This is a genomic window from Ruminococcus intestinalis, from assembly GCF_014288065.1.
In the GTDB taxonomy this organism is placed as follows: domain Bacteria; phylum Bacillota; class Clostridia; order Oscillospirales; family Acutalibacteraceae; genus Ruminococcoides; species Ruminococcoides intestinale_A.
This window is the reverse complement of sequence record NZ_JACOPS010000004.1, coordinates 38,140-54,511: the sequence shown is the minus strand read 5'-3', so window position 1 is coordinate 54,511 and position 16,372 is coordinate 38,140. Positions and strand designations below refer to the sequence as shown.

General features: G+C 37.9%; 12 protein-coding genes and 3 tRNA genes. 5 read left to right on the top strand and 10 right to left on the bottom strand.

Annotation, left to right across the window (positions count from 1 at the left end):
• Positions 1-21: 21 nt before the first annotated feature.
• Entirely contained in the window at positions 22-1,227 is a 1,206-nt protein-coding gene (locus H8R91_RS08550) for a DegT/DnrJ/EryC1/StrS family aminotransferase (RefSeq protein WP_186935678.1), read from the bottom strand.
• Between the two features lie 138 nt (positions 1,228-1,365).
• Positions 1,366-1,662: a sporulation transcriptional regulator SpoIIID gene (gene spoIIID, locus H8R91_RS08545; protein ID WP_022235032.1), complete on the bottom strand. Its 297-nt coding sequence runs from the start codon at positions 1,660-1,662 to the stop codon at positions 1,366-1,368.
• A gap of 269 nt (positions 1,663-1,931) precedes the next feature.
• Between spoIIID and H8R91_RS08540 the strand changes: the two genes are divergently transcribed.
• Positions 1,932-3,467, top strand: coding sequence for a dockerin type I repeat-containing protein (locus H8R91_RS08540; protein WP_186935677.1), 1,536 nt, complete (start codon positions 1,932-1,934; stop codon positions 3,465-3,467).
• Between the two features lie 238 nt (positions 3,468-3,705).
• Here H8R91_RS08540 and H8R91_RS08535 read toward each other — a convergent pair whose 3' ends face one another.
• Entirely contained in the window at positions 3,706-4,584 is an 879-nt protein-coding gene (locus tag H8R91_RS08535; RefSeq protein ID WP_186935676.1) for a DUF624 domain-containing protein, read from the bottom strand.
• Positions 4,585-4,943: 359 nt separating this feature from the next.
• Here H8R91_RS08535 and H8R91_RS08530 point away from each other — a divergent pair, with 359 nt between their 5' ends.
• From H8R91_RS08530 to H8R91_RS08520, 3 genes are all read left to right on the top strand, one after another.
• Positions 4,944-6,290 (top strand): ABC transporter substrate-binding protein, encoded by a 1,347-nt coding sequence (locus tag H8R91_RS08530; protein ID WP_186935675.1) that lies wholly within the window; start codon positions 4,944-4,946, stop codon positions 6,288-6,290.
• A gap of 102 nt (positions 6,291-6,392) precedes the next feature.
• Positions 6,393-7,271, top strand: coding sequence for a carbohydrate ABC transporter permease (locus H8R91_RS08525; RefSeq protein ID WP_022235036.1), 879 nt, complete (start codon positions 6,393-6,395; stop codon positions 7,269-7,271).
• Positions 7,271-8,179 (top strand): carbohydrate ABC transporter permease, encoded by a 909-nt coding sequence (locus H8R91_RS08520; protein WP_022235037.1) that lies wholly within the window; start codon positions 7,271-7,273, stop codon positions 8,177-8,179. Before H8R91_RS08525 ends, H8R91_RS08520 begins: the two co-directional genes overlap by 1 nt.
• A gap of 85 nt (positions 8,180-8,264) precedes the next feature.
• On the opposite strand, the gene H8R91_RS08515 is transcribed toward H8R91_RS08520, so the two are convergent.
• Entirely contained in the window at positions 8,265-10,220 is a 1,956-nt protein-coding gene (locus H8R91_RS08515) for a fructose-1,6-bisphosphatase (RefSeq protein WP_186935674.1), read from the bottom strand.
• A 204-nt stretch (positions 10,221-10,424) separates the two neighbouring features.
• Here H8R91_RS08515 and trhA point away from each other — a divergent pair, with 204 nt between their 5' ends.
• Complete coding sequence (gene trhA / locus H8R91_RS08510) at positions 10,425-11,069, top strand: PAQR family membrane homeostasis protein TrhA (protein WP_022235039.1); 645 nt, start codon at positions 10,425-10,427, stop codon at positions 11,067-11,069.
• A 269-nt stretch (positions 11,070-11,338) separates the two neighbouring features.
• On the opposite strand, the gene H8R91_RS08505 is transcribed toward trhA, so the two are convergent.
• From H8R91_RS08505 to abc-f, 6 genes are all read right to left on the bottom strand, one after another.
• Entirely contained in the window at positions 11,339-12,313 is a 975-nt protein-coding gene (locus H8R91_RS08505; RefSeq protein WP_186935949.1) for a Gfo/Idh/MocA family protein, read from the bottom strand.
• Positions 12,314-12,699: 386 nt separating this feature from the next.
• On the bottom strand, positions 12,700-13,332 hold the full coding sequence (locus H8R91_RS08500; protein WP_279287588.1) for an acyl-CoA thioester hydrolase/BAAT C-terminal domain-containing protein: 633 nt from the start codon (positions 13,330-13,332) through the stop codon (positions 12,700-12,702).
• Between the two features lie 50 nt (positions 13,333-13,382).
• A tRNA-Tyr gene (locus H8R91_RS08495) sits at positions 13,383-13,467 on the bottom strand.
• A 37-nt stretch (positions 13,468-13,504) separates the two neighbouring features.
• Positions 13,505-13,580 (bottom strand) — tRNA-Thr (locus H8R91_RS08490).
• Between the two features lie 761 nt (positions 13,581-14,341).
• A tRNA-Arg gene (locus H8R91_RS08485) sits at positions 14,342-14,418 on the bottom strand.
• A gap of 38 nt (positions 14,419-14,456) precedes the next feature.
• The gene (gene abc-f, locus H8R91_RS08480) at positions 14,457-16,352 is read right to left on the bottom strand and encodes a ribosomal protection-like ABC-F family protein (RefSeq protein ID WP_186935671.1); all 1,896 of its coding nucleotides are present in this window, start codon (positions 16,350-16,352) and stop codon (positions 14,457-14,459) included.
• Between the last annotated feature and the right edge of the window lie 20 nt (positions 16,353-16,372).

Below are 16,372 nucleotides of genomic sequence, written 5' to 3'. Positions count from 1 at the left end.
TTTATTAAATTACATTAAATTTTACTTTAAAGTATTAATACACTGTTTAAAAGTTTCAATAACATACCATGCGTCATCGTCCGACATGGTTGTATTGAGCGGAAGTGTAAGCTGATTTTTATGCATATTATAGGTATTCGGATAATCCGAAATCTTAAAGCCTCTCTTTTTGTATGCGGAAAGCATTGGGAGCGGCTTAAAGTGAACATTGCACATAACACCGTTTTCCGCCATCATATTGTAGAACTTGTTACGATACTCGTCATCTTTTCCGATAAAGCGTACAAAATACAAATGACCGCTGCTCCTGTGATTTTCGTCGCAATGGTTAAGCACTTGAATAGGCAAATCCTTAAATTCCTCGTTATACACACGGATAAGCTCGTGACGGCGTTCAAGGATTTTTTCGTATCTTTGCAGCTGAACCACACCGAGTGCCGCAAGAACATCCGGCATATTACATTTATATTGAGTATCCACAACATCATATTCCCAAGACGCTACCTTGTTCTTCTGATAAGCGTCCTTTGTCTGGCCGTGAAGTGACAAAAGCATATACTGCTTGTATATGTCGTCCTCGTCAAGCCATTCGTGCGGACGGTGAACGGCTGCGCCGCCCTCAGCAGTAGTCATATTTTTAACTGCGTGAAAACTGAAGTTTGTAAAATCGGCAATTTCTCCGCACATTTTGCCTTTTCTTCTTGCGCCAAAGGCATGTGCGCCGTCTGCCATAACAATTACTCTTCCGAATTTCTCCTGAATTTCATTCTTTGGCTTAAACACGCTTTTCTGTCGTTCAACAGCCTCAAAAATTCTGTCATAATCGCAGATAACACCTGCAAGGTCAACAGGAATGATTGCCTTTGTGTTGTGATTTATGGCAGCCTCCATTTTGTCATAATCCATCTCAAAGCTGCCGCTTTTGCAGTCAATCATAACGGGCTTTGCACCGACATGATAAACTATAGACGCTGTAGCTGTGTAAGTATATGCAGGTAAAATTACCTCGTCGCCCGGTCCGATACCGAGAATACGAAGTGTAAGTTCTGCGCAAGAGGTTTGTGAAGAAAGGCAAGCCGCACGCTCAACATTGCAATATTCTGCAATACGGCTTTCAAAAAGTTTTGTTTCGGGACCTGTAGTAATCCAGCCCGACTTTAAAACCTTTACAACCTCATCAATTTCAGCCTGTGTAATATCAGGCGGCGAAAACGGAATTTTTCTCATTTCAACTTCTCCTTGTAACGGGATATTCAGTGAAAACAATAAGTATATAAAAATACTATAAAATCTATATTTGTAATTAAATGCTAAACTTCATTATACAACATATGTTTATAAAAGTAAAGCAAACAAATTAACTTTTCACTGATTTTGTTCACTATTTTTTAATTTTTCCCTCTCCTGTGCCTGTTTTTTAAGTAAATATTTATTCTTTGTTGCCATTCCGCCTCTTATATGTCTTTCGCTTTTGTTGGTTTCGAGTATTTGCCGCACCTCTCTGTACAATGCAGGATTTACCTTTCTTAATCTTTGGCTTACATCTTTATGTACTGTTGACTTTGAAATTCCGAATTTTTTAGCGGCTTTTCTTACGGTTGCCTTGCTTTCTATTATATATTCGCCGAGCATTGCCGCCCGTTCCTCAACTATACCTTTCATAAATTCCCCTCCGAATGGTTTATGGTAAATTATATGAAAGTGGCAACTTGTGTATGCAAGATAATATCATTTGTGGAAATCAGACATTTTATTGCAAAATATTTATGTAAAAGCAACACAGAAATTGCGGCTTTTGTAGATAATAATAAAAAGAAGCGGCAAAGTTTGTGAGTTTATTTGCCTTGTTATATATTTATATTTATGCTAAAATGTAAATAGTAAATAAAATATTTTTAGTTACTATGTTCAAAACAAAGGAGGCTGTAATTATGAAAAAACACAGTCGCTTATACAAAATGTTATCTGTTTTTTCAGCACTTGCAATTACTGCGCCTATGTTTGTAATCTCCGCATCAGCCTCTGTGAACGATTCCTCTGTAGGCAACCCAAACTATATTTCATATAATCAGGATTTTTACAATTCAAACTCCGAGCTTTGCAATACCCTTATAGACAGTATGGAAAATTTGAACAGCGAAATTGATGTTGAAAAATATCAATTATCTATAAATGATATAAAAAAAGCTATGCGCACGGTATCGGAAATAAGCCCCGAACTTTTCTATGTAAGCAAAACCACCTACGGTCTTGCAATCGGTTCTTGCGTAGCAAGAGTTATTCCTACATATATATATTCAAACGAACAGATTGTACAAATGCGAAGTGAGCTTGAAAGCAAGACAAATGAAATTCTTGCAAAAATTCAGCCGAATATGACTGATTTTCAAAAAGCCGCAATAATTCACGATGAAATTGTACTTAACTGTGAATACTCAAATTCACCTGACGCACAATATACCCGTACTTCCGTTTATGATTGTATTGTAAACGGATATGCAAATTGCCAGGGCTATGCAAGCTCAATGTCTTATTTGCTTGAAAAAGTAGGTATTAATTCCGAAATTGTTGAATCCTCTCAAATGAATCATATTTGGAATCTCGCTGAAATTGGCGGAAATTATTATCATATTGACGCTACATTTGATGATCCTACGCCCGACAGATACGGTTTTGTGTCACACAAATATTTTCTGTTGAGCGACAGCGCAATTAAAACATCGTCGGATATTTCGGTGCATTACGGATTTAAAACAAACAATTCTTGTACCGGCACCGCTTATGATAACTCATATTACAAAAATCTTAACACAAAATTCTGTTACTCAAATAATCTTTTTTATGCCGCAGACAATAGCAACAGCGGTAAAAACTCAAAAAAACTTGTTGCTTTCAATCCCGAAACCGGTTATGCAGAACCTGTAGCGGATATTTCCGATAAATGGTACACTAACGGCGGTTTAAGCTATTGGCACGACAGTTTTGTAAGTACAGACGAATACAACGGCAATATCTATTTTAACCTTAACAATTTTGTATGCAAATACAATACTGCAAACGGAACGGTAACCCAAGTTACAAATAAAATCAATACTTCAAACTATGCATACATCTATGGTATGAAAGTTGATAACGACGGAAATTTTCTTGCAGATGTAAAAAAATCCCCGTTAGACGATGCAAATATTATTAAACTTAATATTTTGCCTGAAAACAAACAGGAAAAACTTGATATTGGTTTTGGCAAAGTAAACACTGATTTGTTAATTCCTCCTAAATTTTTATTAGGAGATATTAATGAGGACGGCAATCTTTCAATTCTTGATGTTACTCTTTTACAAATGATTTGCACAAATTCACTTGATGCAAAAGAATCGCAAAAACTTGCGGCGGACTATAACGCTGACGGACAAATTGATGTTAATGATGCAACCGCATTGCAAATTTATATTTCTAAAAACAGTTAGTAGTTTTTTCATTTTATACCATTTTTCCGAAAAGACATCTTCAAGTAATGAGGGTGTCTTTTTTATTCCGTTTTTATATCGGAGCAAAGAAGTTAAAATAAGGTTTAGCAAAATACTTTGTTATAGTCTTATATTTTTTGTAATACTATGTTAAACCATAATATTCCCATTTAAAAAAAGTACAAAAGCAAAACTCCGCACAGGTCAGCCGACAACCTATGCGGAGCGTAATTTTATATTATTTTTTTGTTTTGCTGTCTGTAGTATTTGATTCTCTCTTAATCATTTTTCCGTTTACAAAGACATAATCATTACTGCTGTCTGCTCTTTCGACTGCCTGCTGTTCAACTATTTTTTCTACTTTTTCTTCAAATTCTTTATCAACCAATAAATCTTTACCTGTAAAAGAACCAACATTTTCCTGTAATCCCTTTGCTATTATGACATTCACACCATAAGTTGCTATCAAGGGATAGAATAAAACCGCAACTGTTATTGCAATCACCAACATTGCTCCCTCTGCTGCGGCAATCCATAATATAAAACCAAGCGATACAGCAATAAAGAAAAGCATTGCAAGAATATTTTTAAGGATATTACCGAAAACAAGTATAAAAGAATTTTTATAAATATCTGATATTTTCAGTTCATATGTAACCGACATTATCGGCACATAAAACATCATAGATGTAAGAATAAGCGAAAACAGAACATATACGGTAAGCATTGAACCGTATGCAAGACTTGAACCGAGCAATGAAAAATAATACATAAACGCAAATATCGAACAAGCTATAATTGCGTAAGTAACAGCTCCGTGCAATAAAAACGCCTTAAAATTCTCTTTAACTGTACCGAAAAATGTTTTTGCAACCGGTACATCCTTTTTTTCAATTCCTATTTTTCGCACCGTCATAACAAGTCCTGCAAAAAACGGCATTGACGGAATAATTCCCAGACACCATACTATAATATTGTTAAAACCCGTAAGGTAACCTATCAAAACAAACAACGCCGTAAATACCGCAAACGCAACTGCATTGATAAGTTGGGCAAGCAGTAATTTAGGAAATTCAGTAAAAAACCGTGCAAAAGCACTATTTGAAAAACTGTTCATAAAAACCTTCTCTTTTAAAAGATATTAATACAATTCTACCACATTATAAGCTTTTATAGCAATAGTAATTTAACATTAATAAATTACAAAACTGTAAATTCAACCGATTATTTATGCTGTTTTGATGTGATTACGGCGAAACAAGTCAGATTTTCACTGCAAAATTTGCCGTAATTTTTTGTAATTATTCATTTTACGCAACACCATGTTTTAAAAACAAATATAAATTTTTTAAACTTTTTTTAAAAAACTCTTGCAACTGTGACAAAAATATGTTATTCTTGTGATAATGAAGAAAAGCAAGGATTGCTTTTCACAATGCTCGCAAAGAGTAAATAATTGAAATTAAGGTGAAAATTATGAAAAAGTCAACAATCATAAGAGCATCTGCTCTTTCCGTTGCTGCTCTCATGGCTGCAACATCACTCGTAGGCTGCGGCGGCAACTCAAGTTCAAGCGACAGCGGTAGCAAATCAGACGGCGCTAAAAAAGGTTCGGTTTATTATTTAAACTTTAAACCTGAGCAGGACAAGGATTGGCAGGCTTTAGCAGCTAAGTACACAGAGGAAACAGGCGTTAAGGTTACTGTTGAAACTGCTGCCGAGGGTACATACGAATCAACCCTTACAGCTGCAATGGATAAGGACAACGCTCCTACACTCTTCCAGGTAAACGGCCCTGTAGGTCTTGCAAACTGGAAAGATTATTGCTATGACCTTAAAGATTCACAGCTTTATTCACAGCTAACAAATCAGGATTTTGCTCTTAAAGAAGGCGACAGCGTTTACGGCATTGCTTATGTTGTAGAAACATACGGTATTATTTACAACAAGACACTTCTTAAGAAATATTTTGATTCTGATTTTGCAACAATTAAATCAATTGACAAGCTCAACAACTTTGCAGCTTTAAAGACTGTTGCAGACGAAATTCAGGCTCACGCTTCTGACCTTGGCGTTAAGGGCGCATTCACATCGGCAGGTATGGATTCATCTTCAGACTGGAGATTCAAGACTCACCTTGCTAACCTCCCAATCTACTATGAGTACAAGGCAGACGGTATTACATCTACAGACGCTATCAAGGGTACATACCTTGACAACTACAAGAACATCTTTGATCTTTACATCACAGATTCAACTTGTGCTCCGACTGATCTTGCAAACAAGACAGCTACAGACGCTGTAACAGAGTTTACATCAGGCGAGGCTGTATTCTATCAGAACGGTACTTGGGAATACACAGGTATTAAGGACGCAGGTCTTACAGACGACGATCTCGGTATGCTCCCGATTTACATCGGTGTTGACGGCGAAGAGAACCAGGGACTTTGCACAGGTTCAGAGAACTACTGGTGTGTAAACAAAAACGCAAGTGAAGATGACATCAACGCTACACTTGATTTCGTAAACTGGTGTGTAACAAGCGAAACAGGTACAGCTGCAATGGCTGACAATATGGGCTTTGTAATTCCTTTCAAGGCTGCTAAGGAAGCTACCAATGTATTTGTAAAGGCTGATGCTGAATACACAGCAGCAGGCAAAACTCCGGTAAGTTGGAACTTTACAACAATGCCAAGTGAAGACTGGAAAAACGGCGTAGGTACAGCTCTTACACAGTATGCAGCAGGCACAGGCTCATGGGACGATGTTAAGACAGCATTCGTACAGGGCTGGGCTACAGAATACGCTAAGGCTAACGGCTAATCCGTAAATCCATTAATCATTAAAGGTTAAAATGTATGGCAGGGGAGGCGGCATCGTCTTCCCTGTTTTTTTTGACAGAAAGTTTGACAGAAAGGTAAAAATATGTTTAAAAAACGCAGCAGAAAAATATATTTTCTTGTTTTTGTTGTGCCTACTCTTATTGCTTTTATGATCGGCTTTATATACCCATTCTTTCAGGGCATATACCTTTCGTTCTGTAAATTCCGTACAACAAGTAATGCAACCTGGGTAGGTTTTGACAACTACATAAAGGCTTTTCAAAATGAATCCTTTATACGCTCTTTCTGGTTTACCGCACTTTTTGTGGTAGTATCGGTAATTCTCATTAACGCAATCGCTTTCTTTGTCGCCTATGCTCTTACGCTTGGCATAAGAGGCTCAAATGTTTTCAGAACCGTGTTCTTTATGCCAAACCTTATTGGCGGTATTATTCTCGGTTACATTTGGAAACTTATATTTGACGGTATTTTACAGAATTTCGGCACAAACATTGTGCTTGATGCTAACTTCGGCTTTTGGGGACTTATAATTCTTATGTGCTGGCAGCAAGCCGGATATATGATGATTATTTACATAGCCGGTTTCCAAAGCGTTCCGTCCGACCTCTATGAAGCAGCAAAAATAGACGGTGCAAACAAAAAGCAGTTACTTACAAATGTAACTCTTCCAATGATGGCTCCATCAATTACAATTTGTACATTCCTTACACTTACAAACTCATTTAAATTGTTTGACCAGAACCTTGCCCTCACAGGCGGTGCTCCGGGCGTTCTATCTGAAACAAGCGGTACAATGATTTATCAGACACAGATGATGGCTCTCAATATTTACAACACATTCTACGCTAACCAGAACTCAAGAGGTGTTGGACAGGCTGAGGCTGTAATCTTCTTTGTAATTGTTGTAATTATAGCACTTGCACAGCTTTACTTTACAAGAAAGAGGGAGGTGCAGCAGTAATGGCTAACGAAACAACTAAAGTTGCTCCTGCAACAAAAGTTAAGGCTAAAAAAGAAAAGCCGCCTAAGAAAAAGCAAACAAAAGGTATGAAAATACTCACAGTTATTTTCTCAATAATTTCGGTATTTTATGTTGCACCTGTTTTTATTGTTCTTATGAACTCGTTTAAAACAAATGCAGGCATCAGTAAGTATCCGTTTGCATTGCCAAATGCAGAAACCTTTTACGGACTCAAGAGCTATATTACAGGTATGTTCTTTGGTAATTTCCCATTTTGGAAAACAATTTTATGCTCGCTTTTCATTACTGTTGGCGGTGTATTTCTGATTTTGCTCTGCACATCAATGTGTGCATGGTATTTACAGAGATCAAACTCAATTATCTGCAAAATCATCTACTACTTCTGCATTTTCTCAATGGTAGTACCTTTCCAGATGGTTATGTTTACTCTTGCAAAAACAGCCGACAACCTTCACCTCACAAACCCTGTAGGTATTCTTGTAATTTACCTCGGTTTCGGTGCAGGTCTTGCGGTATTTATGTTCTCGGGGTTTGTAAAATCAATTCCGATTGAAATTGAAGAGGCAGCCGATGTTGACGGTGCAGGCCCGCTAAAAACTTTCTTCGGCATAGTTCTTCCGATTATGAAACCTACATTTATTTCGGTTGGTATTCTCGAAACAATGTGGATTTGGAACGACTACCTCCTCCCTTATCTTATCCTTGATAAGTCGCTTTACAAAACCATTCCTATTCATATTCAGTATCTTAACGGTAGCTACGGTCACACAGACACAAGTGCCATTATGGCGCTTATCGTGCTAAGTATTATTCCGATAATTATTTTCTACTTTGCTTGTCAGAAATATATCATCGAAGGCGTTGTAGCCGGTGCCGTAAAGGGTTAAAAATTTTTCAGGACATTTCCAATGTGGAAATGTCCTGATTTTTTGTATAAGCAAAGCCGAACTCAATCAAGAGCTCGGCTTTATTTTAATTCTTCTGATTTTGTCTTAGTGTACCATTGCGATAGGCTTTTATGAGGTCTTTTAAATCTTTAATATTCTCTCTGATTTTTTTGCCGTTGTCGGTATCCCCCACAAGTATTCTCTTTTGGCTGACCTCGGTCGCTACCTGATTTGTCTGCATATCTCTGCCGCTGCGGATTGTATAATCAACCGATTTAAACGGCTCGTGAGCGGTCAGCATTAAACCGTATGAATTATAAATCAGCGTATAACCCGCAATACCCGTAACTTTATGATACGGTTGAGAAAATCCGCCGTCAATTATAATAACCTTGCCGTTGCATTTAACGGGACTTTCGCCCTCTGTATGGTGAATAGGCACATGACCGTTTATAATATGAGCATTGTCACCCTTTATACCGAAGATTTTAAAAATTCTGTCTACAACCTCTTCATCATTAAAGAGTCTGTAATAAACATCTTTTATTTCTTTATGGGTGCTCTCGTCTGCGATAAAATACCGTTCAAATGTAGTCATTTTATCCCTGCCGTACAGCGGAGAATCCGCACCGTTCCACAAGAACCACAAAATGTCCCTGCCCACTCGCTTTTCTTCTTCATTCACGGAGAAAAACGCTTTTCTTGCCCAACGCTCAAGCTCATCGTAAAGCTCTTTGCCGCACAACTCTTCGCCAAAAAGATTAATATTTCTAAAACTGCCGTCCTCGTTCATAGGAATACAGCCATGAAAAAGCAGATTGTTGTTGCAAACCTTGTAAAGACTGCCTTTTTGCAAAAGTAAATTAATGTGCGATTTCAGCTTTGCACAGTTCACAAAAGAATTGCTCAGCTTTGCAATCACCGACTGTTCCTCGCTTGTAAGCTCATACGGATTGTCAAAATCAATGGTCGGAAAATATCGGTCAAGCATAGGATATTCCTTACCGTCAATTGTAACCGTTCCTTTGTCTGCGTCAATTTTGTCAATCAAGCGTCTGTTATCCATATTATACTCGGGATGTTTTGCTATTAACTGTCCCTCAAGTTTAAACTGAATAATCGTAATCGCCTTGTGCATTTTCATTGCGAGCACAGTTTGAGTATCCATCTCACTGCCGTGGCGACTGCGAATTGTAAACTGAGCGCACGGATCGTCTGCATAGGTTTCCATTGCAAACAGTACAAGCGGCATCATACTGATTCCGTAACCGTTTTCAAGCACGGAAAGATTATCGTACAAAAGGCTTGTACGCACAATATTTGCAATGCAGGCGGTCTGCCCTGCAAAAGCGCCCATCCACAGCACATCATGATTGCCCCACTGAATATCAAGAGAGTGATAATTGAGCAGGCTGTCCATAACAAAGTGCGAGCCATAGCCTCTGTCATAAATATCGCCGATAATATGCAGATGGTCGATAACAAGCCTTTGAATAAGATTTGACATCTCAACTATAAACTCGTCCGCACAACCTATCTCTATAATTGTATTTATAATTTCATCATAATAAGCCTTTTTATTGAGAACTTCTTTTTTCTCGGTAATAAGCTCCTCAATAACATATCTGAAATTTTCAGGCATAGCTTTTCTGACCTTTGAGCGTGTGTATTTTGAAGATACAATCTGACACACAGACACAAGTCTGTATAAGGTGGTGCGATACCAACTGCTGTCGGCTCTGCCCTGATTTTTTACATACTGTAATTTTTCTGACGGATAATAAATGAGTGAAGCCAAATCTTCTTTTTGGTCTTCAAAAAGAGTATCGCCGAAGACATCGTCAATCTTTTTCATCACAGCGCCCGATCCGTTGCGCAGTACATGGGCAAAGGCTTTGTATTCGCCGTGAATATCAGACAAAAAATGCTCTGTTCCCTTTGGCAAATTTAAAATTGACTGCAAATTAATAATTTCCGTTGCAGCACTGTCTATGGTCGGATATTGCTTTGAAAGACATTCCAAAAATCTTATTTTTTCCATAAATTCACCGCCAATTTCATTATACCCTTATTATATATTCAATTCTTGCATAATTCAATATTTTTATAAAAATCAATAAATCTGTTATGCCGAAAGTCAATAGCAAACGCTTTAGATTTTACAATTTGCATTATTCAGGATATTGAACAAAATCAATATAAAATGTATAATAAAATAAAATTCAACAATACTTGGAGGCATACAATGTCTGAAAAACGAAAATACACACTCGGAGAAGAAATTTTTAACTCTGTATCGCACGGTGTGGGCGCTTGCCTGTCTGTTGCCGGAACAGCAGTAATGATAGTCGCCTCGGTAATCCACACCGATGTATGGGGAATTGTCAGCTCGTGTATATACGGTGCTTCGCTGATTATTCTTTACACAATGTCAACTCTTTATCATTCGTTTACAAACAAAAAAGCCAAGGCTTTTTTCAGAATAATGGACCACAATACAATTTTTCTGCTGATTGCGGGAACATACACACCCATTACGCTTTACTATCTGCAAGGCGCAGTAGGTTGGATATTATTCGGCATAGTGTGGGGTGCGGCAATATTCGGAATTGTAATGAATTCAATTAACCTTGAAAAAGCACGAATACCGTCAATTTTCTGCTATGTGGCAATGGGATGGGTAATAATCTTTGCCATAAAACCGCTTATTGCATCAATGCCGAGTATTTCACTTGTATTTTTAATAATCGGCGGAGCTTTCTATACACTCGGAATTATATTTTACGCAATAAAAAAGGTAAAATACTTTCACTCAATATGGCATCTCTTCACCATTGCAGGCAGTGTTTTTCACTACTTTGCAATCTTACTCGGATTCTGGAATATATAACAAAAAGCGACTGTCTGCGGGCAGTCGTTTTTCATTGAAGCAGCTTTTGCAAACCGATAATTAATCCTATATTTTCGGGCTCTATGTCAATAGTTGGGGTAAATCCGAAAAATAAGAAAGATTCTTTATCAAAAGTTGGGGGGAAATTATGATTTTCGCACAAATTAAGCGAAATAATTTTTAAATTCAGGTCAAGCCTTTTACCTTTTATAATTGCTCGATAAAGCAATTTGCTAAATCATAATAACTCAACCGTTAATGAATAACCGTTACTCTTCTTCCGGGTAGGTCATTCCCCATTCTTTGCGAATATCGGTCATAATTTTCATTACATCTCTTGTAAAATCAAGGTGCATTAAGTCAGCGTTACCTGCAACCGTTTGCTCCATATCTTCAACTTCATAAAGCAGGGAATTCTTGGTTTCGCCCTCACTTACAGTTTCTGTATGTCCGTCATCTGTGTATGTTATAACCGCTTTCTGTCCTCTCGGATATTCAAAAATTTCAACATATCCTTTGTCAAAAGCAATTGTGCCACGCTTTGGCTGTTTTGCGTGCAGTGAAAGTATCACAGACGCCATCTCTTCCTCTTTGTTTTTAAGAAGAATACTTGCCTGTTCGTCAACTCCCGTTTGCGCATATTTGACTTGTGAGAGCACTTCGTTGGGGCAAGAGGTCATAAACCATCTTACAAAAGAAAGCGCATATACGCCAATATCAAGCATTGCACCGCCAGCAAGATTTCTGTTAAAAAATCTGTTTTTCATATTATATTCTTTGTAACTGCCAAAATTCATCTGCAAAAGTCTTAACTCTCCCAAATCGCCCGACTGTATTTTTTCGTTGAGCGCTTTATAAATCGGCATATGGTAAATTGTCATAGCCTCGGCAAGCACAACATTATTTTCATTTGCAAGTTTTATTGCCTCTTCAAGTTCTTCCGAATTAAGCGTTATTGATTTTTCGCAAAGCACATGCTTTTTCGCTTTCAGCGCCTTTCTTAAATAAGAAATATGTGTATTATGCGGTGTAGAAATGTAAATAATATCAACATTTTCATCTTCAAACAGCTCGTCAATGCTGTTATAAACCTTTTCAATACCGTACTTTTCGGCAAAAGCAACCGCTTTTTCGTGAGTTCTGTTTGCCACAGAGTACAGCTTTTGTCCACGGCTCTGCATTGCTTGCGCAAGCTCGTTTGCAATTACACCGCAACCAAGTGTTGCCCAATTAAATGTCTTCATCATCACCATCTCCGTTTCATAATATAATACTTTCGTATTACAAAATCAGTATAGCATTACAAACGGCAATTGTAAATGCAACTGATGTTAATAATAAGTCAAATTTTGCTTTTTCATTTATAATAATTGCAGATTTTGATAATATCATTTATAATTATACCAGGAAATAAATAACGAAGATGTAATTACAACTTCCACACCTTCTCCGATAGAGCAAACCGAAGCAAAAGAAAATGCTTATTATGACTTTTGGGGCCTTGAATAAAATCAATCCGCTAAAATAATTTAACCTAAAACCTAAAACCGCCGCTCAGATTTTTACTGAGCGGCGGTTTACTGTCTTAATTATTTATATTGTTTTGAATATTTGGATAATATTTTTAGAATCACATATTATTCCATTCACTCATAACCTTTCTTAATTTTAAATCAATATCAATTCTTGTCTGCCGACATTCATCGGCATGCTCTTTAGCTGATTTAAAAATAAATTTCATAACAAATTTTGAAAAGCCCGGCACAAGTAATTTAATTAATGTTTCAGGGAACACAAAATGAGTGCCGTATTTGTACACAAGCACCTCGTAATCACACTTATGAGGTGTTTTCTTTAATCGCTCGTCCATTCGTCTTATATACTTTCCCGTATTCCATAAAGTATCGTCATCTGCGCCGATTAAACATAACTTTCCGCAAATATTTTCAACCTTAATCATTTCTTTTTCGGTGAGATTATACGCTTTTTCGGAATCATCAAAAAGTTTTCTTGAACACAGCATATTGCCTGTTCCTTTTGTTTCCTGTTCTATCACTTTCCAATAATCAGGGTGTTTATACACAAAAGGCATATAATCAAGAGGTTTTCCATGCCACGATAATGTAGATTCACCCTCAATAGGCCATTCTTTACAGCCATCTTTATTACCTTGCATAAACCCCTGCCATACAAAGTCGCTTGGCGTCATTGCAACGGTTAAAGTAATATCAGAAAAATAAGATGCCGCCACCAAAGCAAGCATAAGCAACATACAGGCAAAAATAAAAATCCGTCCTCAATGAGAACGGATTTTGGTGGGAGAAGGTGGATTCGAACCACCGAAGTCAGTGACAACAGATTTACAGTCTGCCCCCTTTGGCCACTCGGGAATTCTCCCATATGTAAAGCCTACTGCCTAAACAGTAGGCTTCTTTTGGAGCTGGTGGACGGACTTGAACCCCCGACCTGCTGATTACAAATCAGCTGCTCTACCAACTGAGCTACACCAGCGTTTTTCGCTGTTTCACAAGAGATTTTGGTTTGTTTTTGTATCTCTCGTTGACTGCTCATATATAATACCATACGAGGTTCCAAATGTCAACACTTTTTTCAAACTTTTTTAAAAAATTTCGAAAAAGTTCTTCAGCCCCGCAAAAGCGGCTTCAAATCCCTTTTTTTATTTTTGGGCCCACCCGAAGTACTCTTTCTTATTCTTTTACTCTCTGCCTCGTATATAACGGCTTGTTCTCAATTATAATATCATCAACGCTCCTCCCTAAAAACAGTCCACCGGACTGTTTTCTTAACGGTCGGCTTCAAATCTCTTCGTTTTCTTTGTATATAAAAATAAAAAACACCGCAAAGGGTGTTTTTTATTTTTTGGCCCACCCGAAGTATTCTTTCTTATTCTTTTACTCTCTGCCTCGTATATAACGGCTTGTTCTCAATTATAATATCATCAACGCTCCTCCCTAAAAACAGTCCACCGGACTGTTTTCTTAACGGTCGGCTTCAAATCTCTTCGTTTTCTTTGTATATAAAAATAAAAAACACCGCAAAGGGTGTTTTTTATTTTTTGGCCCACCCGAAGTATTCTTTCTTATTCTTTTACTCTCTGCCTCGTATATAACGGCTTGTTCTCAATTATAATATCATCAACGCTCCTCCCTAAAAACAGTCCACCGGACTGTTTTCTTAACGGTCGGCTTCAAATCCCTTTTTTTCTTTGTATATAAAAATAAAAAACACCGCAAAGGGTGTTTTTTATTTTTTGGCCCACCCGAAGGGATTTGAACCCCCATTCTCCAGAATCGGAATCTGTTGCGTTATCCAATTGCGCCACGGATGGATATTCAGCCGTATTTTCATACGGCTTTTTATATTTAATTAATCTGAAAGTTCTTCCCAAATTGCATACTGTTCTTCCTGTTCATTCTGCAATTCTTCGAGTTTATTTGTAAGTTCAATAAGTTTTTCGTAATCAGCCGCTACTTCCTCGCCTGACAGCAATTCCTGTGTCTGCGCTATTTCTTCATCAAGTCTTTCAATTGCCTCTTCCGCTTTTTTAAGTCTTGTCTGTTTTTTGCGTTCTTCACTCTGTCTTTGCTTTTGCAGAAAGTAATCATTCTGCGGTTTTTCTTTTCTGACCGCCGCTGTCTTAACTTCGGTCTGCTCGGTTCTTATATGCTCAACATAATAATCGTAATTGCCAAGATATTCGGTTATACCGTTCTTGTCAAGCACAAGCACTCTATCTGCCAGCTTATTGATAAAATAACGGTCATGGCTGATTATGAGCAAAGTACCGCTATAGTCGGCAAGTGTTTTTTCGAGTTCTTCTCTTGACGCCGAATCAAGGTGGTTTGTAGGCTCGTCAAGCAAAAGGAAGTTACTGCCCTTAAGCATAAGTTTTGCAAGCGAAATTCTCGCTCTTTCGCCGCCGCTCATTTTTGAAAGAGGTTTAAATACCTCGTCACCTCTGAAAAGGAATGATGCAAGCGCACTTCGCACCTCTGTTTGAGTCATCTGAGGAAAAGTATCCCATATTTCATCTACGGCGGTATTTTCAAGGTTAAGGTTTTGCTGTAACTGGTCAAAGTAACCTACCGTTACATTTGTACCGTACTCGTACTCGCCGCTGTCCTGCGGGCATTTTCCCGTTAAAATTCTGAACAGAGTTGTTTTTCCGCAGCCGTTACCGCCGAGAATAAATACTTTCTCGCCCTTTCTGATATGTATGTTTACATCAGAAAACAGCTTTTTATCTCCGAAAGATTTTGAAAGATTACTGCACATAAGAACATCATTGCCGCTTTCAATCTTCGGAGTAAATCTCATTTTTACGGTATCAAGCTCGCTTTCAGGCTTAACAAGCTGTGCCTTTATGCGGTCAGCCTCTTTTTGCTTGCTTGCGGCAGTAATAAAGTTTCTTTCTCTGCCCCAGCGTTTCTGCTGTTCTACTATGCCCTCTATACGCTTAATTTCGTTTAAGTCATTTTCATATTTATTCTTTAAAGACTCGTTATATGCCTCTTTTTTCTTGATAAATTCAGAGTACGAACCTTTATAGCACATTGTTTTGCAGTGCTCAAGTTCAATCGTCTTGTTTGTAACATTGTCAAGAAAATATCTGTCATGGCTTATTATAATCATTGCGCCCTTAAAGTCACGCAAAAAGCTCTCAAGCCAATTTACTGCGCTTATATCAAGGTGGTTTGTAGGCTCGTCAAGCAAAAGGAAGTTGCTTTTTGAAAGCAAAAGTTTTGCAAGGCTTAATTTTGAACGCTGACCGCCGCTTAAATTTCCGACAGGCATATCAAGTTCTGCCTCTGTAAAGCCGAGCCCGAGCAAAGCCGAGCGTGTGCGGCTTTTGTATGTAAGTCCGCCGAGTCTTTCAAACTCGTCAATAAGCCTTGTCTGGCGCTCTACAAGTGCATTTAAGTCGCCGTCTTTATTTTCTATCGCATTTGTTACTTCGGCTATCTCCTGCTCTGTATCGGTCAAATAATCGAACACGGACAGCAGTTCGTTATAAATGCTGATTCGTGGATTATTGCAGGCATGCTGCTCCATATAGCCGACAACAGTATCCTTGGCAAAAACCACATTGCCCGATGTAGGTGAAATTTCGCCGTCCAATATTTTAAAGAGAGTTGTTTTGCCCACGCCGTTTGCACCGATAAAGCCAACTTTATCCCTTGACTCTACCTCAAACGATACATCGGTAAACAAATTTCTTTCTATAAATGTCATTGTAAGATTACTTACAGATAATGCGGGCAAAAACAACACCTCCGTCTTTA

Bases quoted from the DNA above. Each gene is read 5' to 3' on its own strand.
- H8R91_RS08500 (WP_279287588.1), bottom strand. From the start codon at position 13,332: ATGCTTGCTTTGGTGGCGGCATCTTATTTTTCTGATATTACTTTAACC.
- H8R91_RS08515 (WP_186935674.1), bottom strand. From the start codon at position 10,220: ATGGAAAAAATAAGATTTTTGGAATGTCTTTCAAAGCAATATCCGACC.
- H8R91_RS08535 (WP_186935676.1), bottom strand. From the start codon at position 4,584: ATGAACAGTTTTTCAAATAGTGCTTTTGCACGGTTTTTTACTGAATTT.
- H8R91_RS08530 (WP_186935675.1), top strand. From the start codon at position 4,944: ATGAAAAAGTCAACAATCATAAGAGCATCTGCTCTTTCCGTTGCTGCT.
- trhA (WP_022235039.1), top strand. From the start codon at position 10,425: ATGTCTGAAAAACGAAAATACACACTCGGAGAAGAAATTTTTAACTCT.
- H8R91_RS08525 (WP_022235036.1), top strand. From the start codon at position 6,393: ATGTTTAAAAAACGCAGCAGAAAAATATATTTTCTTGTTTTTGTTGTG.
- spoIIID (WP_022235032.1), bottom strand. From the start codon at position 1,662: ATGAAAGGTATAGTTGAGGAACGGGCGGCAATGCTCGGCGAATATATA.
- H8R91_RS08505 (WP_186935949.1), bottom strand. From the start codon at position 12,313: ATGAAGACATTTAATTGGGCAACACTTGGTTGCGGTGTAATTGCAAAC.
- H8R91_RS08550 (WP_186935678.1), bottom strand. From the start codon at position 1,227: ATGAGAAAAATTCCGTTTTCGCCGCCTGATATTACACAGGCTGAAATT.
- H8R91_RS08520 (WP_022235037.1), top strand. From the start codon at position 7,271: ATGGCTAACGAAACAACTAAAGTTGCTCCTGCAACAAAAGTTAAGGCT.
- H8R91_RS08540 (WP_186935677.1), top strand. From the start codon at position 1,932: ATGAAAAAACACAGTCGCTTATACAAAATGTTATCTGTTTTTTCAGCA.